This window comes from Acinetobacter legionensis, from assembly GCF_048551735.1.
Lineage (GTDB): Bacteria > Pseudomonadota > Gammaproteobacteria > Pseudomonadales > Moraxellaceae > Acinetobacter.
This window is the reverse complement of record NZ_JBIMBV010000030.1, coordinates 25,487-31,702: the sequence shown is the minus strand read 5'-3', so window position 1 is coordinate 31,702 and position 6,216 is coordinate 25,487. Positions and strand designations below refer to the sequence as shown.

At 37.7% G+C, this 6,216-nt stretch carries 7 protein-coding genes; 3 read left to right on the top strand and 4 right to left on the bottom strand.

What is annotated here, in order from left to right; all coding sequences use genetic code 11:
• The 3 genes from ACG9ZL_RS19730 to rimI form a co-directional block, all read left to right on the top strand.
• Positions 1-97 (top strand): EF-Tu C-terminal domain-related protein (locus ACG9ZL_RS19730; protein WP_017385214.1); only part of this gene is annotated, 97 nt, incomplete at its 5' end.
• Positions 98-318: 221 nt separating this feature from the next.
• The gene (locus tag ACG9ZL_RS19725; protein ID WP_096735010.1) at positions 319-1,200 is read left to right on the top strand and encodes a metal-dependent hydrolase; all 882 of its coding nucleotides are present in this window, start codon (positions 319-321) and stop codon (positions 1,198-1,200) included.
• A 111-nt stretch (positions 1,201-1,311) separates the two neighbouring features.
• Complete coding sequence (rimI, locus tag ACG9ZL_RS19720) at positions 1,312-1,770, top strand: ribosomal protein S18-alanine N-acetyltransferase (protein ID WP_336952050.1); 459 nt, start codon at positions 1,312-1,314, stop codon at positions 1,768-1,770.
• Between the two features lie 38 nt (positions 1,771-1,808).
• On the opposite strand, the gene ACG9ZL_RS19715 is transcribed toward rimI, so the two are convergent.
• The 4 genes from ACG9ZL_RS19715 to trxB all read right to left on the bottom strand — a co-directional run bounded on the left by ACG9ZL_RS19715 (position 1,809) and on the right by trxB (position 6,062).
• Complete coding sequence (locus ACG9ZL_RS19715) at positions 1,809-2,624, bottom strand: arginyltransferase (protein WP_336952049.1); 816 nt, start codon at positions 2,622-2,624, stop codon at positions 1,809-1,811.
• 23 nt (positions 2,625-2,647) lie between these two features.
• Entirely contained in the window at positions 2,648-3,379 is a 732-nt protein-coding gene (aat, locus tag ACG9ZL_RS19710; RefSeq protein ID WP_336952048.1) for a leucyl/phenylalanyl-tRNA--protein transferase, read from the bottom strand.
• Between the two features lie 68 nt (positions 3,380-3,447).
• On the bottom strand, positions 3,448-4,998 hold the full coding sequence (locus ACG9ZL_RS19705; protein ID WP_419361378.1) for a methyltransferase regulatory domain-containing protein: 1,551 nt from the start codon (positions 4,996-4,998) through the stop codon (positions 3,448-3,450).
• Between the two features lie 110 nt (positions 4,999-5,108).
• The gene (gene trxB, locus ACG9ZL_RS19700; RefSeq protein WP_004723647.1) at positions 5,109-6,062 is read right to left on the bottom strand and encodes a thioredoxin-disulfide reductase; all 954 of its coding nucleotides are present in this window, start codon (positions 6,060-6,062) and stop codon (positions 5,109-5,111) included.
• Positions 6,063-6,216 lie beyond the last annotated feature (154 nt).

Below are 6,216 nucleotides of genomic sequence, written 5' to 3'. Positions count from 1 at the left end.
TATCCACCCAATCGCAATGGACCCAGGTCTACGTTTTGCGATCCGTGAAGGTGGTCGTACAGTTGGTGCTGGTGTAGTTGCTAAAGTAACTGCATAATCGCTGATTGTGTAAAAAGAGCGCTCCTTTGGAGCGCTTTTTTTATCGATAAAATAAACCCAGCTATAAATTGTTAGACAATACCTATCAAAAGCTGTCCTTAACTGATATTTGTGTGACCTAATCTGCAATTATTAAACTTTCATAAAAACGTAATATAAAGAAAGAGAAAAACAAACATAAAGAATTTAAGTGAATCTCACTTAATAGGAGGAATCGCAATGAATGCAAAAGTGAATATTTCAAACCGTGCTGGTGCATCTTTCCCTGTACGTCGTATGGATTTTAATTTTGACGACGTACCTGAATATTGGGCAAGTGGTTCGGCGGGTATTACACATTTCATGACTGCATTGTCAGCATTGTTCCCAGATGGCGAAAAACTTTTCATCGACTCAGTACGTGCGGTGCGTTATCACCCTGCGATTAAGGACAATGAAGCATTACAAAAAGAGATTAGTGCTTTCATTGGTCAAGAAGCCATGCATACCAAAGAGCATGAAAACTTTAATGCTTCAGCAAAAAAGTTTGGTCATGATGTTGAGAAATACGAGCGTGAAACAGGTGTGTTAATTCAGGGTGCACGTAAATGGTTTGCACGTGCAGTCAAACCATTTGGTATGACTCAAGAAATGGTGGATTTAACCGCGACGACTGCATTAGAGCATTTTACTGCAACAATTGCTTCGCAACTTTTAGTCAATGGACATATCCAAAAGTTAATGACTGATCCAACCATGTCGTATATGTGGTATTGGCATGCTGTGGAAGAAAATGAACATAAAGCAGTAGCTTATGATGTTTATGAAGCTGTATTTGGTAAAGGTATCAAAGCTTATGGTTTACGTACCACAGCTTTAGTTTTTGCAATGGTACTGATCTTTATGGCGCAATCATCTTTTGTAGTGCGTTTATTAAAAGAGGATGGAAAGCTCAACCTAAAAGAGCTCGGTATTATTTATAAATATGCTTATAGCCCATCTAAAGGCATTATCACAGGAATGACCAAAGAAATGTTGGCATACTTTAAACCAGGTTTCCATCCAAATGACCTAGATACTGTAAGTTTGCTCGAGACATGGAAAGCGAAACTGGGTCTGTAAGGCTTTTAAAGTGAGTATTTAAATTAAGGAGCAACAATTGTTGCTCTTTTTATTAGACTTATTGGTTTAATTTCTTATAATTCATTTTTTATATTGAGTTGATAAACGCAGATGATTCGTTTAATGCAATCTTCAGATCTGCACACTGTTTCTCAAATTGAAGACTTGGTACAAAGTCATCCTTGGAAAAAAAGTCAATTTGAAGAGTCCATAACAAGTTATCTAAGTACGGTGATTGAACAAGACCATCAAGTGGTGGGTTTTTGTATTCTGCAACCTGTTTTAGATGAAGCGAATTTATTACTCATGGCGATTCATCCGAGCCAGCAAGGTAAAGGGCTAGGCTATCAACTGTTAGATGAATCAATTGCATTATTAAAAAATAATCCAGTACAAATCTTTCTTGAAGTGCGTGAGTCAAATAAAGCTGCGATTGCGCTTTATGAAAAAGCCAACTTTCATCAAATTGATTTAAGAAAAAATTATTATCCAAATCAACAGGGTGGCCGTGAACATGCAATTATTATGGTCAAATCCTGTAGTGATGATTTTTCAAAGTTATTTAAATAAGTTCTAATAATTTATAGAATGTTTACAGTGAAAGCCGATTATTTAATAATCGGCTCATTCCATTCTGAAGGCAGGGTGGTCATCAGCATATCGCCCAATTCTTCAATTTCTTTAGCCTCCAAATGACGATTGATCCGTCGCCATTGCCCATCTAATAATAATTCAAATGGTGCATATTGAGATTTGTAATTCATTTTTTCAGCATGTGGAACCCAATACCCGAGGTAAACAAAATCTAAATCCAACGATTTTACATATTCAATTTGTTTGAGAATCGCAAAAACTCCCAGTGAGCGCTTACTTTCATTTGGATCAAAGAAGGTATACACCGCAGAGACCCCATCATCCAATTGATCGCAGGTAGAGACACTAATTAAACGATCATCTTTCCATAGTTCAAGGAAAAAGCTGTTGGTACAGCTATGGATCAGGAATTTTTCAAATTGGTCATAGCTGGGTGGGAACATATCACCATCAGCATGTCTTTCAATAATATAGCGCTCATATAAATGGTAATGCGTTTGTGTCGCCTCTTGGGTCGAAATAATTTTAACGGTTAAATCTTGATTGCGTTTCCATGCTTTTTTTTGAGCACTGCTCATTTTAAATTCAGCAACTGGCACCCGACAAGATAAACATTGACGGCAAAGATGACATTCAGGGCGATAAACAAAGTCACCACTGCGTCTAAAACCTACACGCGATAATTCGGAAAGTGTGACAACATCAATACGATGTACAGGATCGAGAAACACCATACGTGCAGATTTATTTTCTAGATAACTGCAATCATGTGGTGGCGTAATATAGTATTGTAAGTCGTTTAATAGGGACTTAGGATGATAAGAATTCATAAATCATGTCCCTCCTTTTATTTTCATTCCATTAAGCGCGATAAAATCGCTATTGTTTTACTTGAAAATACACGCTCTTGATAATTTTTCCAATCTATTGAGGGTTGTTTTATTACATCTTGTAACGATTTAAGGTATTCATGGCGAGAAAGTGTACAAGCACCGAGGCTGAGTAAGTGATCATTGACCAACTGACAGTCAATCCACGGTAAGTTATTTTCTCGGCCCAATAACATCAGTGTGTAAAAAGCCATTTTAGAAACATCGGTTTGAGTGCTAAACATCGACTCACCAAAACAACCATGCCCAATCGTCACACCATACAATCCACCTACAATTTTATCTTGATCCCAGACTTCAACGCTATAGGCATAGCCAGCCTCAAACAGTTGGCAATAACCGTGAATAATCTCTTCAGAAATCCAGGTTTCATCCGCATAGCTACGTGGGAGTGAACAGGAACGGATGACCTGTTCAAAAGCATGATTGATGGTAATTTTATAATCAAACTTTTTCATATTTCGCAGTAGTGATTTACTTGGATGATAATCCTGAGGGCGAATGATGCAACGAGGTTCTGGACACCACCAACATATTGGCTCACCTTCGGAAAACCATGGAAATAAGCCATGTGTATAGGCTTCATATAATGTAGAAGGTGCTAAGTCTGCGCCTATACAAATCAAGCCTTGTTCATCTGGATCAGCTTCTATTGGATCTGGAAAAATAAATTGTGAAGGGGAGATTTGATTCACGAGAATTCATCAATAAAAAAGATCAGCTTTATCTTAGCTGATCATGTGATTAAATGTCTAAACAGACCCTATGCAAAAAGTTTCAAATGTTTTGCAATTTTGAGTTTATCACTATCTAGAAAGAATTGAGCTTTCTCTTGAATGACTTCAAGGCTGGTTTTTGGATCTGAAACAGTATTGCCTTGTTGATCTAATACTAACCAGCCTAATTGGGTTAGCACATCCCAAACATATTGTGCAAATTGTGCGGCAGAGTCTAAACCATCGATAAAATGAGCGCGGTAGAAGAGTTGGGTAAACTGATCGGCTGGAATACCAATCCCGGTTAGTGGACAGGCCAAGACTTGATAATTGGTATGATAGCTAGCTTGCTCAAGGAAATAACGATTTAATTTCTGAGCATGTTCAACCATATCTTGATTTGAAGCTGCCTGACACGGTTGTGCTAAACCTAAGTGGCATAAAATCACCAAGGCATTGAGCAACTTAGAATAGGTAATATCAGGGATGGCTTGTTCAAGTTCTGCAATCGTCTGTGGCTTATAGTCACATTGTTTAAAATAGGCACCGAGTGGTTGATAAATCTCTTGGATTAAATCGAACTCACCTAAGTATCCTGAAATTGTTTTTGGTAATTTTTCTGGAGCTGTTAATAAGACAAAGGCTGTGTTTCTCAAGCGATGTTGAATTTCTAATGCGGTTAAGGTGTTTTTCCCGCGTATATATAAATCTTTTCTAAATTGTGTATTGGCAAAATAATCACGGCATTGCTCTTTAAAAACAGGGTGTTCAATGGTATTTAAAAATTGCTGATGTTGTTCACTGAAATTAATATTATCTAGATGCGAATTTAAATCTGTTGAACCTGCGTAGGTCAGTTTAATTTCTTCTAAAATTCTTACCACTTGTTGAAAAGAGAAACACTGCCAGTCTTGATTCAGGTATTCATGAATCAAATAGTTTGGATTTTGTTTTTTTAAGTCTTGCACTTTGTTGAGTGCATTTGGATTTCTCTGAGCAAATAGGGGATTTTGCGCTAACAGCTCTTCACTAAAGTTAAGTGAATCATTTACTTTTTGTAGCGGGTTGGTACTGGTGCTATTAAATTTAAAATGACTGTGAAATAACTCGCGGATTGGCATATTGGCAGCCCAACCTGTCAGGCAGTTATAGCTAATATAGACAATCCCATTGGGGCTTAAAAATTTTCGGATAAATTGCAAAATAATATGCTGGTTTTCGTGGCTAATCCAACTCCAAATCCCGTGTAAACTAATCGAGTCAAACATCGGTAAGTCTTTGTTGAGTAACTCTTCAAAACTTGCGTCATAAAAGTGATGTGGGACTTGATTTTGTTCAGCCAAGACATTGGCATGGGCAGCATGAGCAGGGTTAAAGTCTGTACCGAAAAATAAACCAAAACTGGATGCAGCATGAATATTTAGACTGACACCTTGACCAAAGCCGAGTTCACAATGTTTGTGGCGTTCATTGGTAGGTGGACAATCAACCCCATTGAGTAACAAGCAAAACTTTTGGTAATTCGGGCTTAAGTCTCTATAGTAACCATAGGTGTAATTTACTTCGGTCTGATAGCCATCTGTCCATGCTGTTGTCATGTTTTTTCCTATAATTTGTATTCATTTAAAGTCATTGGTCTTGTTTATTTATAAATCAAAAATAAACAAACCGCCATGTAGGCGGTTTGTTTTTACACAAAATAAATCAATTATTCTAAGCCATCTAAATAGCGGTCAGCGTCAAGTGCAGCCATACAGCCTGAACCTGCAGATGTGATTGCTTGGCGATAAACATCGTCAGCAACATCACCCGCAGCAAATACACCTGCTACAGATGTCGCTGTGGCATTGCCAGCAGTACCGCTACGTACTTGAATATAGCCATTACGCAATTCAAGTTGATTTTCAAACATTGCTGTATTTGGTTTGTGACCAATCGCTACAAACATACCCGATACGTCAACATCTTGAGTTGAATCATCTTGGGTAGACTTAATACGTACAGAAGTTACACCAGAGTTACTATCACCTAAAACTTCATCAACTTGATGGTTCCAAATGATTGAAATTTTACCTTCTTTAACTTTTTCATTGAGATGGTCTTGAAGAATTTTTTCAGAACGTAATTTGTCACGACGGTGTACCAAGGTCACGTGTGAGGCGATGTTCGAAAGATATAATGCTTCTTCAACAGCAGTGTTACCACCACCCACAACCATGACTTTTTGGTTTTTATAGAAGAAACCATCACAAGTAGCACAAGCACTTACACCTTGACCCATATAAGCCTGTTCAGACTCAAGTCCTAGATATTGCGCTGTTGCACCTGTTGCAATAATTAATGCATCACAAGTGTACTCATCCATATCGCCTTTAAGCACGAAAGGGCGAACCTGAAGATCAACTTCATTGATATGATCATATAAAATTTCAGTACCAAAACGTTCAGCATGCGCTTGCATACGATCCATTAATGCAGGACCTGTTAAACCTTCAGCATCACCAGGCCAGTTCTCAACATCAGTCGTGGTGGTTAATTGACCGCCGAGTTGCATACCAGCAATTAAAGTTGGTTTTAAATTTGCACGCGCTGCATAAACAGCAGCACTATAACCAGCAGGTCCAGAACCTAAAATAATTAACCGAGAGTGGCGAGCGCTCATGAGTCATCCTTTTTTATGAAAAATATAGAAATTGTTTGAATTATACGTGAAACTTTATCAAAGTTGTGTGGCTTCAATGTCGATAATATTGATCATCTAAATCGAATTGAGCTATATAGAATAATCAAATAATACTGTTTAGCATTTTTATCGA

What these genes read in the sequence shown, in the direction of transcription:
- ACG9ZL_RS19725 (WP_096735010.1), top strand. Translation starts at nt 319, where the DNA reads ATGAATGCAAAAGTGAATATTTCAAACCGTGCTGGTGCATCTTTCCCT.
- rimI (WP_336952050.1), top strand. Translation starts at nt 1,312, where the DNA reads ATGATTCGTTTAATGCAATCTTCAGATCTGCACACTGTTTCTCAAATT.
- ACG9ZL_RS19715 (WP_336952049.1), bottom strand. Translation starts at nt 2,624, where the DNA reads ATGAATTCTTATCATCCTAAGTCCCTATTAAACGACTTACAATACTAT.
- ACG9ZL_RS19705 (WP_419361378.1), bottom strand. Translation starts at nt 4,998, where the DNA reads ATGACAACAGCATGGACAGATGGCTATCAGACCGAAGTAAATTACACC.
- trxB (WP_004723647.1), bottom strand. Translation starts at nt 6,062, where the DNA reads ATGAGCGCTCGCCACTCTCGGTTAATTATTTTAGGTTCTGGACCTGCT.